Origin of the sequence: Dietzia cercidiphylli (genome assembly GCF_039531545.1) — a bacterium.
Taxonomy (GTDB): domain Bacteria; phylum Actinomycetota; class Actinomycetes; order Mycobacteriales; family Mycobacteriaceae; genus Dietzia; species Dietzia natronolimnaea.
In genome coordinates this window covers 52,562-71,662 of record NZ_BAAAQG010000002.1, presented here as the reverse complement: position 1 = coordinate 71,662, position 19,101 = coordinate 52,562, and the positions used below count along the sequence as shown (strand labels likewise).

Sequence of the window (19,101 nt, the reverse complement as noted above, 5' to 3'; positions counted from 1 at the left end):
CTGTCCGGCGGGCAGCTCCCAGAACCCCTGGCTAAGGAGCACGATGTCTGCGGCACGAGGACGCTCACGAACAAGTGGCACCACCCGGTTCATACTCCTTGCGGCCGTGGTCGGGGTTGTCCTGGCCTTCGCCGTGATGGTTTATCGCAACACGGGCAACGAGGTCTCCGCGGCACCCGATTTCGAGGGCGAGGGCTCCGGCAACGCCCTGTTGCACGTCGAGCCCGGGGACACCCTGGGCGTCGTCGGTGACCGCCTGTACGACATCGGCACCGTGGCCAGCACCCGGGCCTTCACGGGAGCGGCGGCCGGGACGTCGGTCGAGGGCATTCAGCCGGGGTACTACCAGGTCCGGGAGGAGATGAGCGCCGCGTCGGCGGTGGAGGCCCTGGCCGATCCCCGGAACAGGGTCGGTTTCATGGACGTCAAGCCCGGCGGGCGGCTGCTCGACACCGTGGTCGTCGGCGGCGGTACCGAGAAGGGCATCTTCACCCTGATCGCGGACGCGACCTGTCTCCGGGACCTGGACGACCCCGAGGCCCCACCCACCTGCCGCCAGCCGCAGGAGATCGTCGACGCGGCCGTGCAGGCCGACCCCACCGAACTCGGGGTGCCCGACTGGGCGATCAACGAGGTCCGGGGCGCCCCGGACCCGGTTCGACGTCTCGAGGGCCTGATCGCGCCCGGGGTCCACAACGTCAGCCCGCAGTCGGAGCCCCTGGAGATCCTGCGGCAGCTGATCGACTCGTCGACCGACGCCTACGACGCCACCGGTCTCGTCCCCTCGGCCGAGCGGATCGGGTTGACGCCGTACCAGGTGGTCACCGCGGCGTCCCTGGTGGAGAAGGAGGGCACGCTGGAGGACTTCGACAAGATCGCCCGGGTGATCCTCAACCGGCTCGACGAGCCGATGCGCCTCCAGTTCGACTCGACGGTCAACTACGCCCTCGCCGACCAGGAGATCGCCACCACCGACGCCGATCGTGCGGCGGTCACGCCGTGGAACACCTACGCCATGGACGGACTGCCCTACGGTCCGATCGGATCTCCCGGGCTCGACGCACTCCGGGCGATGGAGAACCCTGCCGAGGGCCGGTGGAAGTACTTCGTCACCGTCGACATGCAGGGCACCACCCGCTTCGCCGACGAGTACCCGGAGCACGAGCGGTACCAGAGCGAGGCGATAGCCAACGGGGTCCTGTCCAGTGGGCGTTAGCACCGCGGGCGCCGGTCCGGCCGGCGCTGGTCCGGGTGGCGCGGGTTCGGGTGACGCCGGTTCGGGTGGCGCTGGCTCCGACGGCCTCGCGGACACGTCACCCCGCTCCGCGGCGGTGTTGGGTCATCCTGTCGACCACTCTCTCTCCCCGGTTCTGCACGGTGCGGCGTACCGGGCGCTCGGCCTCGACGGATGGACCTACGAGCGGATCGACTGCGATGCCGAACGTCTGGCCTCAGTGGTCGACTCCTCGCCGGGACACCGGGTGGGCTACTCGGTGACGATGCCGGGCAAGTTCGCCGCGCTCGGGTACGCGACCGAGGTCAGCGATCGCGCCCGGATCGTCGGCAGTGCCAACACCCTGGTCCGGCGGGGGGACGGCTGGTTCGCCGACTGCACCGATGTGGACGGGGTGACCGGAGCGCTCGCCGAGTTCGACGGACTGCCCGCGGAGCCGACGGCGGTCGTCCTGGGGGTCGGCGGGACGGCGCGGCCGGTGCTGGCCGGGCTCGCCGAGGCCGGAGCGACGCGCGTGGTGTTGGCGTCCCGCCGCGACAACGCCGGACCCGCGGCCGCGTGCGGGCGGGCTGTCGGCCTGGAGATCCGCACCGTGCTGCTGTCCGATGAATCCCTGGCGGATGAGATCTCGCGGGCGGACATCCTCGTCAACACCGTCCCCGAGCCGGGGATCGGCGAACTCACCGGCCTGGTGGCCCGCGCGAACCGGGTATTCGACGTCCTGTACGACCCCTGGCCCACCGCGGCGGGGTCGGTCGCGGTGGCGGCCGGGATCCCCGTCGTCGGCGGCGACGTGATGCTGTTGCACCAGGCCTTCGGTCAGGTGGAACTGTTCACCGGACGCCCCGCGCCCCGCCAGGCCATGGCCTCGGCACTGGCCGCGGCGCTCGGTCGCTGAGAGCCGGGGGCGCCCGGCGCCACCGGGCGCCGGGCGGGCGATCAGACCGCCGCCGACTCCGCCGAGCGGCGCGGCGCGACGGTCTCGTAGTCGGCGGTGTCCGCGGTGCGGGTCCGGCGCTGGTACTCGTGGACCAACCCGGGCCAGTTGGTGGTGACCCTTCCGGAGTCCACCCTGTACCAGGAGTCGCACCCGCTCCAGACCGAGTCGTCGAGGCGTCGCAGGATCTCGGCGTCGTAGGCGTCGTCGACCTCACGTCGCACCTCGAGTGCCACGGGCCGCTCAGCACGGGCCAGATCCTCGACGATCTGACGGATGTACCGGGCCTGCTGTTCCATCATGAGGATGATCGAGCTGCTCCCGAGATTGGTGTTGGGGCCGTAGATCAGGAACATGTTGGGAAAACCCGGGACGGCCATCCCGAGGTACGCCCGTGCGCCCTCACGCCACTGCTCGTGCAGATCCCGGCCCCCGCGCCCCCGCACGGTGATGGGCGCGAGGAACTCGGTGGCCTTGAAGCCGGTGCCGTAGACGATGACGTCGGCGGGGTGCAGACGTCCGTCGGATGTGACGATCCCGTCTGGGACGACCTCGGCGACGCCGTCGGTCACCACGTCGACGTCCGGCTGGGCCAGCGCGCGGTACCACTCGTTGCTGAACAGCATCCGTTTGCACCCGATCGGTTCCGTGGGGGTGAGTGCGGCGCGCAACTCCGGGTCCCGGACGGTCAGCCTGAGGTTGGCCTTGGCCAGCCCGCTGAGGATCCGCGCCAGTGGACGAGCGGAGGTCAGGGCCAGGCCGATGGCCTCCGTGGTCTCCCAGATCGCCCCGCGCATCGCGGGGACGAGGCCGGGGACACGGGCGAACGCGGTGTGGTGCGCGTCGGTGTAGGCCCGGTCGGGCTTGGGCACCACCCACGGCGCCGAGCGCTGGTAGACCGTCACGTGGGACGCGGCCTCACGGATCCGGGGGACGAACTGGATCGCCGAGGCCCCGGTACCGAGCACCGCGACCCGCTTGCCGGTGAGATCCACATCGTGCCGCCACCGGGCGGAGTGGAACGACGGGCCCGCGAAGGAGTCCAGCCCGGGGATGTTCGGGTATGCCGGCCTGGACAGCTGGCCGATCGCGGGGACCAGAACGTCGGCCTCGAACGACTCGCCGGAGGCGGTGAGCACCGTCCACGTGGCGGTGTCCTCGTCGAAGGTGGCCGAGGTCACCTCGATCCCCGTGCGCACCTTGTCCCGTAGGCCGTACCGGTCCGCCGTCTCGCGGATGTAGGACAGGATGTCCGGCTGCTCGGCGTAGCGGCGGCCCCAGTCCGTCTTGCGGTGGAACGAGTACGAGTACAGGTTCGACGGCACGTCACAGGCCGCTCCCGGGTAGGTGTTGTCCCGCCACACCCCGCCCACGTCGTCGGCCTTCTCCAGGATCGTCACGTCCGCGAGGTCGTCTCGGGTGAGTTCGTAGGCGGCGCCGAGGCCACCGAATCCGGCGCCGATGATGAGTACGCGCGGGCGCCGTCGGGTGCTGTTCGCGGGTGAGGCGGAGGAAGTCATGGTGCGACCGTATGGGGTCGGCCCAGCGTGGCCACAGACTTTCCCGGACGAATAATCCATAATTCCGGCCATGACCTCCTGGGACCGCCCCGCGGTAGCGCACTGGGACTTCCCGCGTTCTGCCACCGGCATCGGTGTGCTCGTCGAGGCCGGGGGCGCACTCGGCGTGGAGGCGGGGACCATCCTGCGCGGGGTCGGTCTCAGTCCCGCCGAGCTCGCGACCCCCGATCTGCTGGTGGCCCCGGCGCAGGAGCTCGCCGCGATCCGCAACCTGTGCGCCGCCGCGGGTGACCGCCCCGCGCTCGCCGCGGAGGTCGGGGCCGCCTATCGGTTGACGACCTTCGGGATCCTCGGATACGCCCTGTTGTCCAGCCCCACCCTCCGCGACGTGATCGCCATGACACTGCGCTTCATCGACCTGAGCTACATCTTCAGCGCGTTCGGTGTGGAGGCGACCGGCGACCGGATCGTCGTCCGGCTGGGGGGAGCCGCCCTCCCGGAGGACGTCCGCGAGTTCCTCGTGGATCGGGATCTCTTCGCGATCGACTCCGTTCTCCGGGACCTCGTCCCCGGCGGCCTGCCCTTCACCGAGGTCACGTTCGCCGGCGGGCGCACCGACGAGACCCTCGCCGCCTACGGCGAGCGGCTGGGCACGGTGCCGTCATCGCCCGGTGGTGGCGACGGGGTCACGGCGGTCTTCGACGCCGTCCACCTCGACTTACCCCTCCCGCAGGGCAGTGCCGGGGCGGTGGCCATGGCCGAGGCGCTCTGCCGGGACCTCGCCGCCACCCGCCGGACCCGCGGTCCGGTGAGCAGCCGTGTCCGCGTCGAGATCACCGGGAGTCTCTCCCAGGGGGCACCCATGCCCTCCGTGGCCGCCGCACTGGGGATGAGTCCCCGGACGCTGCGGAGGCGGCTGGCGGACGAGGGCACCTCGTACCAGCGCCTGCTGGGCGACGTCCGGGTCGAGTTGGCGGAGCGGATGCTGGCCACCGGTCTGCTCTCGGTCGAGGACGTCGCGATCCGCCTGGGATACGCCGAGGCGTCGAGCTTCATCCACGCGTTCCGTCGCCTCACCGGCACCACGCCACACCAGGCCTCCGTCGCCTCCCGGACCCGGACCTCGGCGGCGCCGCGGGCCTGATGTGCCGGGTGAGACCCGGACGTGGGATGATCGGCGGCGTGCTGAAGTGGACCACCGCCGGAGAATCGCATGGCCAGGCCCTAGTGACGATCGTCGAGGGCGTCATCGCGGGGGTCGAGGTGACGAGCGAGCAGATCGCCTCGCAGCTCGCCCGCCGCCGCCTGGGCTACGGCCGCGGCGCCCGGATGAAGTTCGAGGCCGACGCGGTGAGGGTGCTCGCGGGCGTCCGGCACGGTCGCACCATGGGCTCGCCCATCGCGATCGAGGTCGGTAACACCGAGTGGCCCAAGTGGGAACAGATCATGTCGGCGGATCCCGTCGAGCCCGACGCGATCGAGGACAAGGCCCGCGCGGCCGTGCTCACCCGACCGCGCCCGGGCCACGCCGACTTCGCCGGCATGTTGAAGTACGACTTCGACGACGCCCGGATGGTCCTGGAGCGCGCGAGCGCCCGCGAGACCGCGGCCAGGGTCGCCGCCGGGACGGTCGCCCGCGCGCTGCTGCGTGAGGTCCTGGGTGTCGAGGTCCTCTCGCACGTGATCTCGATCGGCGCCTCCGAGCCCTACACCGGACCCGAGCCCACGTTCGCCGACCTGCCGGCCATCGACGACAGTCCCGTGCGCGCGTTCGACGCGGCGAGCGGGGACCTGATGATCGCCGAGATCGAGGCCGCCAAGAAGGCCGGCGACACGCTCGGAGGCGTGGTCGAGGTGGTGGTCCACGGTCTGCCCATCGGACTCGGTTCGCACGTGTCCGGCGAGGAGCGCCTCGACGCCCAACTGGCGGGGGCCCTCATGGGTATCCAGGCGATCAAGGGGGTCGAGGTCGGCGACGGTTTCGAGACCGCCCGTCGACGGGGAAGCGTGGCACACGACGAGATGGTGCGCGGAGCGGACGGAGTGGGACGCCGGAGCAACCGTGCGGGTGGACTCGAAGGGGGGATGACCAACGGTCAGCCGCTCCGGGTCCGCGCCGCCATGAAGCCCATCTCCACCGTCCCCCGCGCGCTGAGCACGGTCGACATGGCCGACGGGTCGGGCGCCACCGCGATCCACCAGCGCTCCGACGTGTGCGCGGTCCCCGCTGCCGGAGTGGTCGCGGAATCGATGGTCGCGCTGGTCCTGGCACGGTCCGTCCTGCAGAAGTTCGGCGGGGACTCGGTGTCGGAGACCCGACGCAACGCGCAGGGCTACCTCGACGCCGTGGCGGCGAGACTGGACTGGGACTCGGATCCGGCATGAGCGATCCGGCACGGCCGGTCGCCGTCCTGGTGGGTCCGCCGGGTGCCGGCAAGACGACGATCGGACGCAAGCTCGCCCGGAGGCTCGACGTGCCGTTCCGTGACGCCGATCAGATGATCGAGGAGTCCGAGGGGCGGTCGATCCCCGAGATCTTCGCGGACGACGGTGAGCCCGCGTTCCGCGCGATCGAGGAGAAGGTCGTGGGGGAGGCGCTCGCGTCCTTCGACGGTGTCCTGTCGCTGGGGGGCGGGGCGGTGCTCTCGGCCACCACCCGCGCACGGCTCCGTGGTCACCGCGTGATCCATCTGACGATCGGGGTGGCCGAGGGTGTTCGTCGGTCGCGCGGTCCGGGCCGTCCTCTCCTCGCGGGCGGGGACGCGACGGCGCGCTACCAGGCGTTGCTGACCGAGCGGTCACCGCTGTACCGCGAGGTGGCGTGGTCGACGGTGAGCACGGAACGCCGGAGTTCGGGCAAGGTGGTGACGGAGATCGTCGACAGGCTCGAGTCCGGTGACCCGCACGCCCGGGGCACAGGGGACCGATCGTGAGTCGGGCGAGAGACGGGTACGAGCGTGAGTAGTCGAGCGATGAGCGGGAGTCCATCATGAACCGAGACCGGAACGACACCGACCCCGTGGTGGTGGAGGTGCGGTCCGCCGATCCGTACCCGGTGGTGATCGGCCGTGGACTGCTGCCGGAGATCCTCGAGGCGTGTTCGACGTCGCGCAACCTGGCGATCTTCCACCAGCCTCCGTTGACCCAGACCGCCGAGGCCCTGCGCGAGCAGCTCGCCGAGGCCGGCGTCAACGCGCACCGCGTGGAGATCCCCGACGCCGAGGCCGGCAAGGATCTGGCAGTGGCGGGGTACTGCTGGGACGTCCTCGGCAAGATCGGGTTGGGCCGCAAGGACACCGTGGTGAGCCTGGGCGGCGGGGCGGCGACGGACCTCGCCGGCTTCGTGGCCGCCACCTGGATGCGCGGGGTCCGCGTGATCCACATCCCCACCACGCTGCTCGCGATGGTGGACGCCGCCGTCGGTGGTAAGACCGGGATCAACACCGACGCGGGCAAGAACCTGGTGGGCAGCTTCCACGAGCCGGCCGCCGTCTTCGTCGACACCGCGACACTCGAGTCGGTTCCGCGCAACGAGCTGATCTCCGGGATGGCGGAGGTGGTCAAGTGCGGCTTCATCGCCGACCCCGCGATCCTCGATCTCATCGAGGCCGACCCGCAGGCGGCGCTCGACCCGACCGGGGAGACGATCGTCGAGCTCATCCGCCGGAGCATCCAGGTCAAGGCCGACGTGGTGGGCCGGGACCTCAGGGAGTCCGGTCCCCGGGAGAACCTCAACTACGGACACACCCTCGGCCACGCGGTCGAGCGGCGTGAGCAGTACCGCTGGCGGCACGGGGCGGCCGTGAGCGTGGGGATGTGCTTCGTGGCCGAGCTGGCCCGCCTGGCCGGTCGTCTGGACGACGCGACGGCCGACCGTCACGCGTCGATCCTGTCCTCTCTCGGCCTACCCACCGGATACCATGACGACGCGTTCCCGCGGTTGCTCGAGCTGATGGCGGGGGACAAGAAGAACCACTCCGGCTTCCTCCGGTTGGTGGTCCTCGACGGACTGGCCCGGCCGGCGCGCATGGAGGCCCCCGACCCGTCCCTGATGACGGCGGCCTACGCCGCGATCTCCGAGGGGAACAAGCCCAGCGGCGGCGGGGTCCTGCTGTGAACGACCGCCTGGCGGCCCGTCGACGTGCGGTCGCCTCCGCGACCGCCGAGGCGGGAGCCGGTGCGCTCCTGGTCACCGACCCACGGAACATCGCCTACCTCACCGGGTTCCGCGGATCCGGTGGGGCCGTCCTCGTGGAGGACGACGGCGAGGCGGTCCTGTGCACGGACTCGCGGTACGAGCTCCAGGTGGTCGAGCAGGCCCCTGATGTCGGGCACGTGATCTCGCGGGACTACGTCGCCGGGGTGCTCGGACGTCGCCGGGGTCCCGCGGACGCCCCGCTCGCGGTGGAGGCGGACGACCTGACCCTGTCCGCGGCGTCCGCCCTGCGCGGTGTTCTCGAGCAGGTCGGGGCCGCCGGGACACAGGTCGTCGAGACCAGCGGGCTCGTGGAGCAGGTCAGGCGGGCGAAGGACCCGGTCGAGATCGGACTCATCGAGCGTGCCTGCCGGGTCGTGGACGAGTCATGGAACCATCTGCTGGCCCACGGCCTGCTCGCCGAGAACCGCAGCGAGCGGGAGGTCGCCGCGGATCTCGAACACGCGATGCGACGGGCCGGCTCCGACGGGGTGGCGTTCGACACCATCGTCGCCTCGGGCCCCAACGGTGCGCACCCGCACCATGTCCCGGGGGACAGGCTTCTCGCCGCCGGTGATCTCGTCGTGGTGGACTTCGGAGCGACGGTATCGGGATACGCCTCCGACTGCACCCGCACCGTCGCCCTGGGCGGCGCTGCCGACCGACTCCTCGACGCCTACGAGGTCGTCAGACGCGCCCAGCTCGCCGGGGTGGCGGCGGTCCGGGCGGGACTGGCCTGCTCGGAGCTCGACGCGGTGAGTCGGGGCATCATCGCCGACGCCGGGTTCGACGGGTACTTCGGCCACTCGCTGGGACACGGGGTGGGGTTGGACGTCCATGAAGCGCCCGCGGTGTCGAGCAGGTCCGCGAGTACACTGTCCGACGGCGATGTGATCACCATCGAGCCGGGGATCTACCTCCCCGGCCTCGGAGGGATCCGAATCGAGGACACCGTGGCCGTCACCGGCGGGGGCGGTAGGTCCCTGACCACCACGTCGACGGCGCTCAGCGTGCTCTGAGCAGCCGTCCCACAGACAATGCGCGCGGCGCCGGTCCCCGGCCGCCCGCCGACGACTCGCGAAGGAGAACGATCATGGCGTCCACCGCCGACTTCAAGAACGGCCTCGTCCTCAAGGAGGAGGGCAACCTGTGGCAGATCCAGGAGTTCCAGCACGTCAAGCCGGGTAAGGGTCCCGCCTTCGTCCGCACCAAGATCAAGAACGTGGTCTCCGGCAAGATCGTCGACAAGACCTACAACGCCGGGGTCAAGGTGGAGACCGCCACGGTGGACCGCCGCGACATGACCTTCCTCTACCGCGACGGTGAGGACTACGTCCTCATGGACGAGAAGGACTTCGAGCAGATCAACGTCTCGCCCACCGTGATGGGGGACGGTGCCCGGTTCCTCCTCGAGAACACCAGCGTCCAGGTGTCGATGCACGAGGGCGTGGCGCTCTTCGCCGAGATGCCCGTCGCCGTCGACCTGGTGGTCCAGCACACCGACCCGGGCCTGCAGGGGGACCGGTCGACCGGCGGCACCAAGCCCGCCACCCTCGAGACCGGCGCCGAGGTCCACGTGCCGCTGTTCATCAACACGGGCGACAAGCTGCGGATCGACACCCGCGACGGCCGCTACCTCAGCCGGGTGAACGCCTGACCATGGCGGATGACGCAGAACACCGGCGCCGCGGATCGAGGTTCCGGGCCCGCAAGCGCGCGGTGGCCCTGCTGTTCGAGGCGGAGCTCCGGGACGCCGACGTGGTGGCGCTCGCCGAGGAACGCCGCCGGATGGGCGAGGAGTCGCAGGAGTTCCACGACGTCGCCTCGTACACCGTGGACATCGTCACGGGCGTGGCGGAGCGGTTGGACCGTCTCGACACCATGATCGCCGAGCACCTGCGGGAATGGACGCTCGAGCGCCTCCCGGCAGTGGACCGTGCGGTGCTGCGCGCCGGGGCGTGGGAGCTGTTGTTCGGCACCGAGGACGTGGACTCGGCCATCGTGATCGACCAGTCGGTGCTGCTGGTCGCCGACCTGTCCGCCGAGAAGTCGGTGCCCTACGTCAACGCCGTCCTCGACCGCATCGCCGGGCTCGCCGAGCACATCCGGGCGGCCGAGCGCGCGGTGTCCTCGCTGGACCCGGCGCCGGCCGTAGACGTGTCGGAGGCCACCCCCGACCCGTCGGAGACCGGAACCGAGGACTGATAGAGTTCGGTCCGAAAGCTATCCCTTTAACGAGCCGTCCAGCGAGGCGGACAAGGAGGTGGTGATCGGTGAGCGCTGACGGTCCGGAGACGACCTCGGTTTCACTCTTCACGTCTGATGACGTCGCCAGGACGATATCCCGCCTGGCACACCAGATCATCGAACGCACGGCCGCGGACGCACCGGATTCGGGTCCGGTCGTCCTGCTCGGCATCCCCACCCGTGGTGTCCCGCTCGCGCACCGTCTGGCCGAGCGCATCAGGGAGTTCAGCGGAGCCGCCGTACACGCCGGTTCACTCGATGTGACCCTGTACCGCGACGACCTCGCCGGTGGCCCCCACCGCCCGATGAGCCCGACCACGGTCCCGGCCGAGGGCATCGACGGAGCGACCGTCATCCTGGTCGACGACGTCCTCTTCTCCGGGCGGACCATCCGGGCGGCATTCGACGCGCTGCGGGACCTCGGCAGGCCCGCCCGCGTCCAGCTCGCCGTCCTGGTCGACCGCGGGCACCGCGAACTCCCGATCCGCGCGGACTACGTCGGGAAGAACGTCCCCACCTCGCGCGAGGAGGGCGTCTCGGTGCGGCTCACGGAGACGGACGACGTCGACGCCGTGGTCCTCAGACGGCCGACACCGGAGGACGCCAGGTGAAGCATCTGCTCTCCGCCGCCGATCTGGACCGCGACGCGGCGCTGTCGATCCTGGACGAGGCCGGCCGTCTCAAGGAGACGCTCCTCGGGCGCGAGGTCCGCAAGCTGCCCACCCTCCGGGGCAAGACCGTCCTGACGGTGTTCTACGAGAACTCCACGCGCACGAGGGTCTCCTTCGAGACCGCCGGCAAGTGGATGAGTGCCGACGTCATCAACGTCTCCGCGAGCGCCTCCTCGGTGCAGAAGGGGGAGTCGCTGCGGGACACGGCCATGACACTGACCGCGGTCGGTGCGGACGCGCTCATCGTGCGTCATCCGGCTTCGGGGTCCGCCCTCCAGATCGCCGGCTGGGTCGCCCCCGGCGGCGTCGGGCCCTCGGTCATCAACGCCGGTGACGGCATGCACGAGCACCCGACCCAGGCGTTGCTGGACGCGATGACCATCCGCGAACGACTGGGGGAGATCGAGGGCCGCCGGGTGGTGATCGTCGGCGACATCCTGCACTCGCGGGTGGCCCGGTCGAACGCGCTGCTGCTGTCGACCCTCGGTGCCGAGGTCGTGTTGGTCGCGCCACCCACCCTGCTGCCGGTGGGGGTCGGGGACTGGCCGGTCCGGGCCTCGACCGACCTCGACGCCGAGCTGCCCGGCGCGGACGCGGTGATGATGCTGCGTGTCCAGGCCGAGCGGATGAACGGCGGGTTCTTCCCGTCCGCCCGCGAGTACGCGGTGCGGTACGGCCTGGGGCCCGCCCGTGCGTCCCGGTTGCCCGAGAACGCGGTCGTCCTGCACCCCGGACCGATGGTCCGGGGGATGGAGATCGGGTTCGACACCGCCGACGCCCCGTCGTCAGCGATTCTCCAGCAGGTCACCAACGGCGTCCACGTACGCATGTCGGTCCTGCTCCACACCCTTGTCGGAACGGAAGGAAACCCCGAGTGAGCGCCCTCGAACCCCCGACCCTGCTGCTGCGCCGGGTCCGGCCCTACGGGGAGGGCGACCCCGTCGACGTGCTCGTCAGGGACGGGCTCGTCGCCGCGATCGGACCGGACGCCGGTGAGGATCTCCCTGACGACGTCGAGACCCACGACATGGCCGGCGCCGTCCTGCTCCCCGGGTTCGTCGACCTCCACACCCACCTGCGCGAGCCCGGACGGGAGGACACCGAGACGGTGGCCACCGGGTCGGCGGCGGCGGCGCGGGGCGGGTACACCGCGGTGTTCGCCATGGCCAACACCCAGCCTCCGCAGGACAACCAGACCGTCACCGACTCCGTGTGGCGGATCGGCCGGTCCGTGGGCCTGTGCGACATCCACCCGGTGGGAGCGGTCACCGTCGGACTCAAGGGGGAACAGCTCACCGAGATGGGTCAGATGGCCTCCGGCGAGGCCCGGGTCAGGGTCTTCTCCGACGACGGCATGTGCGTCTACGACCCGTTGGTGATGCGCCGCGCCCTCGAGTACTCGGCGGGACTCGGTGTGCTGATCGCACAGCACGCGGAGGAGCCACGCCTGACCAAGGGTGCGGTGGCGCACGAGGGGCCCACGGCCGCCCGCCTCGGACTCACCGGCTGGCCGCGCTCGGCGGAGGAGTCCATCGTGGCGCGCGACGCGATCCTGGCCCGGGACGCCGGCGCGCGGGTCCACATCTGCCACGCCTCCACCACGGGCACGGTCGAGCTGCTGAAGTGGGCGAAGGCGCAGGGGATCTCGATCACCGCGGAGGTCACCCCCCACCACCTGCTCCTCGACGACACGAGGCTCGAGACGTACGACGGGGTCTACCGGGTCAACCCGCCACTGCGCGAAGCCCACGACACCCTCGCCCTGCGTGACGCGCTCGTCTCGGGGGTGATCGACTGCGTCGCCACCGACCACGCCCCCCACGCCGCCCAGGAGAAGTGCTGCGAGTTCGCGGCCGCCCGCCCGGGCATGCTCGGGTTGGAGACGGCGTTGCCCATCGTGGCGGCCCTCCTGGTCGAGTCGGGGGAGATGAGCTGGCGCGATCTGGCCCGCGTCATGAGCACGCGGCCCGCCGAGATCGCCGGTCTCACCGACCAGGGGCGCCCGATCGAGGTCGGGGAGCCCGCCAACCTCGCCGTCGTCGATCCCGACTCCCCGTGGACCGTCGTCGGGGAGGAACTCGCAAGTCTGTCCGCCAACACCCCCTACCAGGGGATGACGTTCGCCGCCCGGGTCGTGGGCACCGTATACCGGGGCCGCATGACCAGCCGCGACGGAGAGGTACTCGCATGACACAGGACGTCTGGACCCTGGTGGGCGTGATCGTCGTCTTCCTCGGCCTGCTCGGGTTGATGGCATGGGGCTGGCGAAATCGCAGCCGCTCCCAGGCCGGCCTCTTCGACACGCTGCCGGAGGTTCCCGCCGAGACCGGTGACGTGGTGCTGGGACCGCTGACCGGCGTGTACATCGGCAGCACCGTGGCGGGTGACTGGCAGGCGAGGATCGCCCGGGCACCGCTCGGCCACCGCTCGGCCGCCACCCTCACCGCGTTCACCGGTGGACTCCGGCTCGACCTCGCCGACGCCACGGTGTGGATCCCCCGCGCCGACCTGGTGGACGTGCGACGCGCCTCCGCCCTCGCCAACAAGACCGTGCCCGGCGGCGGGATCCTCGTCGCCCGATGGCAGGTCGACGGCCACGACGGCCCCACCCTGATCGACTCCGGCTTCCGGGCCGACGACAAGGACTCGTACCCCCGCTGGGAGGCCCTGCGCGGCGACGCCGCACCGCCCACCCGGCCGGACACCCCCCGCTCCACCACCGAGGAGAACAAGTGACACCGCACAACGGAACCACCGTCGCACCGGGGGGCCGCGCGCCCGCCGCCCTCGTCCTCGAGGACGGCCGCATCCACCGCGGCACGGCGTTCGGGGCGACCGGGACCACCCTCGGGGAGGCCGTCTTCACCACGGGGATGTCGGGGTACCAGGAGACCCTCACCGACCCGTCCTACCACCGGCAGATCGTCGTCAGCACCGCTCCGCAGATCGGCAACACCGGGTGGAACGACGAGGACGGTGAGTCGCTGCTCGACGGCCGGAACGGCGGCGGTCGGATCTGGGTGTCAGGTCTGGTGATCCGGGACCTGTCACGCCGCGCCTCCAACCACCGGTCCGAGCGCACGCTCGAGGACGAGATGCTCGCCCAGGGCATCGTGGGGATCGCCGGGGTGGACACCCGGGCGGTCGTCCGCCACATCCGGGATCTCGGGGCGATGAAGGCCGGCATCTTCTCGGGTGAGGACCTGGTGGACGACGAGTCGATGCTCGCGACCGTCCGGGCCCAGGAACCCATGGCCGGCGCGTCACTGGCCGAGGCCGTCTCGACCGACACCGCCTACGTCGTGGAGCCCGAGGGGCGGGCACGCCATTCCGTGGCGGCGCTCGACCTGGGCATCAAGACCAACACCCCCCGCATGCTCACCGCACGCGGCGTGCGGGTCCACGTGCTCCCGTCGGACGCGACCCTGCAGGACGTGCTCGACCTCGACGTGGACGGGGTGTTCCTGTCCAACGGCCCCGGGGACCCGGCCACCGCCGACGCCGCCGTGCACCTGACCAAAGAGGTCCTGAGCCAGGGGATCCCGTTCTTCGGGATCTGCTTCGGCAACCAGATCCTGGGCAGGGCGCTCGGGCTCGAGACCTACAAGATGAGGTTCGGCCACCGCGGGATCAACATCCCGGTGGTGGAGAAGGCGACCGGGAGGGTCGCCATCACCTCCCAGAACCACGGGTTCGCGCTCCGCGCCCCGGATACCGAGACCTGGGAGACACCCTGGGGCACCGCCACCGTCACGCACGTGTGCGCGAACGACGCGACCGTCGAGGGGGTCGCCCTCACCGACGGCTCCGCCTTCTCCGTCCAGTACCACCCCGAGGCCGCGGCGGGTCCCCGTGACGCCGCCGACCTCTTCGACCGCTTCGTCAGCCTGCTCGACTCAGCAACCGGTGACACCGCCGCCCACGGTTCCGCAGACTCCAGAAAGGGCTCGAACTGATGCCCCGCCGCACAGACATCAACCACGTCCTCGTGATCGGTTCCGGACCGATCGTCATCGGCCAGGCCTGCGAGTTCGACTACTCCGGCACCCAGGCCTGCCGGGTACTCCGCGCCGAGGGGCTGCGCGTCACGTTGGTCAACTCCAACCCGGCCACGATCATGACCGACCCCGAGTTCGCCGACAGCACCTACATCGAGCCGATCACGCCCGAGTACATCGACAAGATCTTCGTCAAGGAGGCGGCCGACGGACACCCCGTCGACGCCGTCCTCGCCACGCTGGGCGGCCAGACCGCGCTCAACGCCGCCATCCAACTCGACGCGCAGGGGATCCTGACAAAGCACGGCGTGGAGCTGATAGGCGCCGACATCCCCGCGATCAACCGCGGTGAGGACCGTCAGACCTTCAAGGACATCGTCGCGAGTGTGGGAGGCGACTCGGCACGCAGCGCCGTCTGCCACACCATGGACGAGGTCCACGCGACCGTCTCCGAACTGGGTCTGCCCGTCGTGGTCCGGCCGTCGTTCACCATGGGCGGGCTCGGCTCCGGCCTGGCCTACACCACCGAGGACCTCGAGCGGATCGCCGGCGGCGGGCTGTCCGCCTCGCCCACCGCGAACGTCCTCATCGAGGAATCGATCCTCGGGTGGAAGGAGTATGAGCTGGAGCTCATGCGCGACAACAAGGACAACGTCGTGGTGGTGTGCTCGATCGAGAACGTCGACGCACTGGGCGTCCACACCGGCGACTCGGTCACCGTCGCCCCGTCGATGACGCTGACGGACCGCGAGTACCAGGACATGCGCGACCTCGGCATCGCGATCATCCGCGAAGTCGGCGTGGACACGGGCGGTTGCAACATCCAGTTCGCCATCAACCCCGTCGACGGTCGCCTCGTGGTGATCGAGATGAACCCACGCGTCTCACGGTCCTCGGCGCTGGCGTCCAAGGCCACCGGGTTCCCCATCGCCAAGATCGCCGCCCGGCTCGCCATCGGCTACTCGCTCGACGAGATCACCAACGACATCACCGGCGAGACCCCGGCGTGCTTCGAACCGACCCTGGACTACGTGGTGGTCAAGGCCCCCCGCTTCGCGTTCGAGAAGTTCCCGGGTGCCGACGACACGCTCACCACCACCATGAAGTCGGTGGGCGAGGCGATGAGCCTGGGCCGCAACTATCGCGAGGCGCTGGGCAAGGTGATGCGCTCGCTGGAGACCAAGGCGGCCGGCTTCTGGACCCTGCCCGACGAGACGATCGCGCCCGGACGGTCGACCGACGTCGACGCCGTCCTCGCGGACCTCGTGCGCCCGACCGAGGGCCGGATGTACGACGTCGAGCTGGCGCTCCGCCTCGGCGCGACCGTCGAACAGGTCCACGAGGCCTCGGGGATCGACCCGTGGTTCCTCGAGGAGGTCGCCGCGCTGGTCGAGCTCCGTCAGGAGATCGTCGACGCACCGGTGGTCGACGAGGCGCTGCTGCGCCGCGCGAAGCACAACGGCCTGTCCGACGCCCAGATCGCGGCTCTGCGGCCCGAGTTCGCGGGCGCCGAGGGCGTCCGGCGTCTGCGTCACCGGCTCGGCGTGCGGCCCGTCTACAAGACCGTCGACACCTGCGCCGCGGAGTTCGAGGCCAAGACCCCGTACCACTACTCGACCTACGAACTCGACCCCGCGGCCGAGTCCGAGGTCGCCGCCCAGACGGAGCGCGAGAAGGTCATCATCCTGGGCTCCGGACCCAACCGGATCGGTCAGGGCATCGAGTTCGACTACTCGTGCGTCCACGCCGCGCTCACGTTGTCCGAGGCCGGGTACGAGACCGTCATGGTCAACTGCAACCCGGAGACCGTCTCGACCGACTACGACACGGCGGACCGTCTGTACTTCGAGCCGCTGACGTTCGAGGACGTCATGGAGGTCTACCACGCCGAGTCCGAGTCGGGAACCGTCGCGGGAGTCCTGGTCCAGCTCGGCGGCCAGACCCCGCTCGGCCTGGCTGCACAGTTGGAGGAGGCCGGCGTCCCGATCGTGGGCACCAGCCCCTCGGCCATCGACCTCGCGGAGGACCGGCGTGAGTTCGGCGAGGTCCTGGTGAGGGCCGGTCTGCCCGCACCCGCGTTCGGGACGGCCATCAACGCCACGGAGGCGACGGAGATCGCGGCGCGTATCGGCTACCCGGTGCTCGTCCGCCCCTCGTACGTGCTGGGCGGGCGGGGGATGGAGATCGTGTACGACGAGACGTCGCTGCGGTCGTACATCGAGCGCGCGACCGAGATCAGCCCGGACCGTCCGGTCCTGGTCGACCGATTCCTCGACGACGCGGTCGAGATCGACGTCGACGTGTTGTGCGACGGCACCGAGGTTTACCTGGGTGGCGTCATGGAGCACATCGAGGAGGCCGGCATCCACTCCGGTGACTCCGCGTGCGCCCTCCCGCCCATCACCCTGGGGCAGGACGACATCGACCGCGTCCGCCGCTCCAGTGAGGCACTGGCGTTCGGCATCGGCGTCAAGGGACTGATGAACGTCCAGTACGCGATCAAGGACGACGTCCTGTACGTGCTCGAGGCGAACCCCCGCGCCAGCCGCACCGTGCCGTTCGTCTCCAAGGCGACCGGCGTGCACCTCGCCAAGGCGTGTGCCCGCATCATGATGGGTGAGACGATCGCCGAGCTCAAGGCCGAGGGGCTCCTCCCATCCGACCGGGACGGCGGTTCGCTCCCGGCGGACGCGCCGGTCGCCGTCAAGGAGGCGGTCCTCCCGTTCAACCGTTTCCGCACCCCCGAGGGCAACCCCGTCGACTCGCTGCTCAGCCCGGAGATGAAGTCGACCGGTGAGGTCATGGGCATCGGCCCCAACTTCGCCGTCGCCTTCGCCAAGGGCCAACTCGCGGCCGAGGGCGTCCTCCCGACGTCCGGGACCGTGTTCGTCTCGGTCGCGAACCGGGACAAGCGGTCCATGGTGTTCCCGGCACAGCGCCTCGCCGCGCTCGGGTTCACGGTCCTGGCCACCGAGGGCACCGCGCTCATGCTCCGGCGCTACGGGATCGCGTGCGAGACCGTGGCGAAGCTGACCGAGGCCGGGGGAGGGCCGGTCGACGAGCAGGGCGACCCGGTCCGGACGATCGTCGACCGGATCAACGCCGACGAGGTCGACCTGATCCTCAACATCGCCTCGTCCACCGGGGGGACCCGCGCCGACGGGCACGAGATCCGCTCGGCCGCGATCACCCGGAGGGTCCCGTGTATCACCACCGTCCAGGGCGCGACGGCGGCGGTGCACGGCATCGAGGCCATCCGGCGCGGTGACGTCACGGTGAGCCCCCTCCAGGAGTTGCACAGCGGGTTCGCCGCCCGATGACCGGGGGCGCACCCCGAGACCCGTTCGGTGCGCGGCTGCGGTCCGCCGTCTCCGCACGCGGGAACCTCTGCGTGGGGATCGATCCCCACCCGGCGCTCCTCGAGTCCTGGGGGCTGGGAGTGGACGCCGCCGGGGTCCGCGAGTTCTCCCGCCGGTCCCTGGAGGCGTTCGGGGATCTCGTGCCGGCGGTCAAGCCCCAGGTGGCGTTCTTCGAGGAGCACGGTTCCGCGGGCTTCGCGGTCCTCGAGGAGGTCCTGACGTCGATCGCCGAGTCGGGAGCGCTGTCGATCGCCGACGCCAAGCGCGGGGACATCGGATCCACCATGGCCGGGTACGCCCGGGCCTGGTTGGCCGCGGACTCACCACTGGCCTGCGACGCCCTGACCGTGTCCCCGTACCTGGGGGTGGGCTCGCTCGAGGCCGCCTTCGACACCGCATCGGCGAACAACCGCGGGCTGTTCGTGTTGGCCCGCACCTCCAACCCTGAGGCGGGGGGCCTGCAGGCGGCCACGGGACCCTCCGGAACGGTCGCGCAGTCGGTCGTGGACGAGGTGGGCCACCGGAACGCCGCATCGGGGCCCGGCACGCCGGGCCCGTTCGGTGTCGTCGTGGGCGCGACGGTCGCCGACCCGCCCCGACTGGACGGTCTCCGCGGCCCGGTCCTCATGCCGGGAGTGGGGGAGCAGGGGGGGACGCTCGCGGACGTCCGGAGGATCGCCGGGCCCGCGTTGGCCCACACCCTCGTCAACGTCTCCCGGCACGTCCTGCGGTCGGGCCCGGACGTCGGGGCGATGCGTGCGGTGGTCCGCGATCTGGCCCGTACCTACCGTTTCGTCGGGTCCGCCTGAGGGGTCCGGCACCCCGGCGGAGTGCTGGCGTCACACGGGACGGCTGGCGTCACAGGGGCCACGTCGCCGGGAGCAGACGCCGTGACCCGGTCGCCCCATTTAGGGCGGTTCGGTTCGCGGGAGCACGCGAC

17 protein-coding genes are annotated in these 19,101 nt (G+C 71.0%); 16 read left to right on the top strand and 1 reads right to left on the bottom strand.

Annotation, left to right across the window (positions count from 1 at the left end; genetic code table 11):
• Positions 1 to 106: 106 nt before the first annotated feature.
• Positions 107 to 1,216, top strand: a complete 1,110-nt coding sequence (locus ABD250_RS00345; RefSeq protein ID WP_338404202.1) for an endolytic transglycosylase MltG — start codon at positions 107 to 109, stop codon at positions 1,214 to 1,216.
• A complete protein-coding gene (locus ABD250_RS00340) occupies positions 1,206 to 2,132 on the top strand; it encodes a shikimate dehydrogenase (protein ID WP_344389856.1) in 927 nt (308 codons plus the stop codon). Before ABD250_RS00345 ends, ABD250_RS00340 begins: the two co-directional genes overlap by 11 nt.
• Before the next feature lie 41 nt (positions 2,133 to 2,173).
• On the opposite strand, the gene ABD250_RS00335 is transcribed toward ABD250_RS00340, so the two are convergent.
• Complete coding sequence (locus ABD250_RS00335; RefSeq protein WP_182644413.1) at positions 2,174 to 3,691, bottom strand: flavin-containing monooxygenase; 1,518 nt, start codon at positions 3,689 to 3,691, stop codon at positions 2,174 to 2,176.
• 70 nt (positions 3,692 to 3,761) lie between these two features.
• Between ABD250_RS00335 and ABD250_RS00330 the strand changes: the two genes are divergently transcribed.
• From ABD250_RS00330 to pyrF, 14 genes are all read left to right on the top strand, one after another.
• Positions 3,762 to 4,835: an AraC family transcriptional regulator gene (locus ABD250_RS00330; protein ID WP_182657716.1), complete on the top strand. Its 1,074-nt coding sequence runs from the start codon at positions 3,762 to 3,764 to the stop codon at positions 4,833 to 4,835.
• Between the two features lie 38 nt (positions 4,836 to 4,873).
• On the top strand, positions 4,874 to 6,076 hold the full coding sequence (aroC, locus tag ABD250_RS00325) for a chorismate synthase (protein WP_182657714.1): 1,203 nt from the start codon (positions 4,874 to 4,876) through the stop codon (positions 6,074 to 6,076).
• Complete coding sequence (locus ABD250_RS00320; protein ID WP_179525359.1) at positions 6,073 to 6,624, top strand: shikimate kinase; 552 nt, start codon at positions 6,073 to 6,075, stop codon at positions 6,622 to 6,624. Before aroC ends, ABD250_RS00320 begins: the two co-directional genes overlap by 4 nt.
• Positions 6,625 to 6,680: 56 nt before the next feature.
• Positions 6,681 to 7,808, top strand: coding sequence for a 3-dehydroquinate synthase (aroB, locus tag ABD250_RS00315; protein WP_182640521.1), 1,128 nt, complete (start codon positions 6,681 to 6,683; stop codon positions 7,806 to 7,808).
• Positions 7,805 to 8,905: a M24 family metallopeptidase gene (locus tag ABD250_RS00310; protein ID WP_182657712.1), complete on the top strand. Its 1,101-nt coding sequence runs from the start codon at positions 7,805 to 7,807 to the stop codon at positions 8,903 to 8,905. The genes aroB and ABD250_RS00310 overlap by 4 nt, the downstream gene beginning before the upstream one ends.
• A 74-nt stretch (positions 8,906 to 8,979) precedes the next feature.
• Positions 8,980 to 9,543 (top strand): elongation factor P, encoded by a 564-nt coding sequence (efp, locus tag ABD250_RS00305; protein ID WP_182610780.1) that lies wholly within the window; start codon positions 8,980 to 8,982, stop codon positions 9,541 to 9,543.
• A 2-nt stretch (positions 9,544 to 9,545) separates the two neighbouring features.
• Positions 9,546 to 10,091, top strand: a complete 546-nt coding sequence (gene nusB, locus ABD250_RS00300; protein ID WP_182617265.1) for a transcription antitermination factor NusB — start codon at positions 9,546 to 9,548, stop codon at positions 10,089 to 10,091.
• A 68-nt stretch (positions 10,092 to 10,159) separates the two neighbouring features.
• Entirely contained in the window at positions 10,160 to 10,744 is a 585-nt protein-coding gene (gene pyrR / locus ABD250_RS00295) for a bifunctional pyr operon transcriptional regulator/uracil phosphoribosyltransferase PyrR (RefSeq protein WP_179525354.1), read from the top strand.
• The gene (locus ABD250_RS00290; protein ID WP_182617266.1) at positions 10,741 to 11,682 is read left to right on the top strand and encodes an aspartate carbamoyltransferase catalytic subunit; all 942 of its coding nucleotides are present in this window, start codon (positions 10,741 to 10,743) and stop codon (positions 11,680 to 11,682) included. The genes pyrR and ABD250_RS00290 overlap by 4 nt, the downstream gene beginning before the upstream one ends.
• Complete coding sequence (locus ABD250_RS00285) at positions 11,679 to 12,995, top strand: dihydroorotase (RefSeq protein ID WP_182657710.1); 1,317 nt, start codon at positions 11,679 to 11,681, stop codon at positions 12,993 to 12,995. Before ABD250_RS00290 ends, ABD250_RS00285 begins: the two co-directional genes overlap by 4 nt.
• Positions 12,992 to 13,540: a PH-like domain-containing protein gene (locus tag ABD250_RS00280; RefSeq protein WP_182609398.1), complete on the top strand. Its 549-nt coding sequence runs from the start codon at positions 12,992 to 12,994 to the stop codon at positions 13,538 to 13,540. Before ABD250_RS00285 ends, ABD250_RS00280 begins: the two co-directional genes overlap by 4 nt.
• Complete coding sequence (gene carA, locus ABD250_RS00275; protein WP_182609397.1) at positions 13,537 to 14,760, top strand: glutamine-hydrolyzing carbamoyl-phosphate synthase small subunit; 1,224 nt, start codon at positions 13,537 to 13,539, stop codon at positions 14,758 to 14,760. Before ABD250_RS00280 ends, carA begins: the two co-directional genes overlap by 4 nt.
• Complete coding sequence (gene carB / locus ABD250_RS00270; RefSeq protein ID WP_182657707.1) at positions 14,760 to 18,122, top strand: carbamoyl-phosphate synthase large subunit; 3,363 nt, start codon at positions 14,760 to 14,762, stop codon at positions 18,120 to 18,122. The genes carA and carB overlap by 1 nt, the downstream gene beginning before the upstream one ends.
• On the top strand, positions 18,119 to 18,970 hold the full coding sequence (pyrF, locus tag ABD250_RS00265) for an orotidine-5'-phosphate decarboxylase (protein ID WP_182609395.1): 852 nt from the start codon (positions 18,119 to 18,121) through the stop codon (positions 18,968 to 18,970). Before carB ends, pyrF begins: the two co-directional genes overlap by 4 nt.
• Positions 18,971 to 19,101: the final 131 nt, after the last annotated feature.